2 protein-coding genes are annotated in these 1,038 nt (G+C 72.0%); one reads left to right on the top strand and one right to left on the bottom strand.

Going from position 1 to position 1,038, the window contains the following annotated elements; translation table 11 throughout:
- On the bottom strand, positions 1-890 hold an 890-nt coding region (locus ABT114_RS50515; protein WP_351154161.1), incomplete at its 3' end, for a beta-ketoacyl reductase.
- On the opposite strand from ABT114_RS50515, the gene ABT114_RS50510 reads away from it, so the two are divergent.
- The coding region (locus ABT114_RS50510) for a hypothetical protein (protein WP_351154164.1) at positions 846-1,038 on the top strand (193 nt) is incomplete at its 3' end. The two genes, ABT114_RS50515 and ABT114_RS50510, sit on opposite strands and share 45 nt — an antisense overlap.

Raw genomic sequence — 1,038 nt, 5'->3', positions numbered from 1 at the left:
GCATGCCCCAGCACCACCGCCACCTGACCGACCACCAGCTCCAGCAGCAGCCCCTCCTGCTCCGCCACCGACAACCCCGCCAGACGACCGGCGAGAGAGTCGAGGCCCTGCAGTGAGGCATCGGCGGCGGCACGTCGCTGCACGACGGGCGCCAGCCCGCGCAGCAGGGGGGAGACCGATCCGAGTCCGGACCTGGCCGCCGCACGAAGGGCCGAGGTGTCGATCGGGGCCGTGACGAGGAGTGGTTCGGGCCGGGTGACGGCGGCGTCGAAGAGCTTCAGACCGAGCTCGTCGGACATCGGAGCGATGCCGGCGCGGGTCATACGGGCGCGGTCGGCATCGGCCAGATGCCCCGTCATCCCGCTGGCCTGCTCCCACAGCCCCCACGCCAACGACGTACCCGACAACCCCGAACCGCGCCGCCAGGCCACCAACGCGTCCAGGAACACGTTCGCCGCCGCATAGTTGGCCTGACCCGCCGTCCCCAACGTCCCCGCCACCGACGAGAACACCACGAACGCCGCCACATCCCCAGCCAGCCGATGCAGATTCCAGGCACCCACCACCTTCGGACGCAACACCCGCGCCAACGCCCCAGACGTCAGGTTCTCCACCGTCGCGTCATCCAGCACACCAGCCGCATGCACCACACCCGACAACGGGAACCCCGCCGGCAACCCACCGACCACACCCGCCAACGCCTCCAGGTCAGCGACGTCACACGCCGCCACCTCCACCACCGCACCCAGCCCCCGCAGCTCCTCCGCCACGGACACCAGCCCCGCGTCCGCCGCACCACGACGGCTGATCAGCAGGAACCTGGACACCTTGTGCACGGTCGCGAGATGCCGTACGACCAGACCGCCCAGCGCACCACCGGCACCGGTCACCAGCACCGTGCCGTCACCGAACACCCCGGCGGGCACGGAGCCGGCACCGTCCGCGGACACCCGGGCCAGCCGGGGCACGAACACCTCACCACCCCGCACGACGGCCTGGGCCTCACCCGACGCCACCAGCGCCGGCAACACCCCCACC

It is taken from the genome of Streptomyces sp. NPDC002088, from assembly GCF_040296605.1.
Classification (GTDB): domain Bacteria; phylum Actinomycetota; class Actinomycetes; order Streptomycetales; family Streptomycetaceae; genus Streptomyces.
The sequence above is the reverse complement of the archived record's forward strand: the minus strand, read 5'-3'. Positions and strand labels throughout refer to the sequence as shown.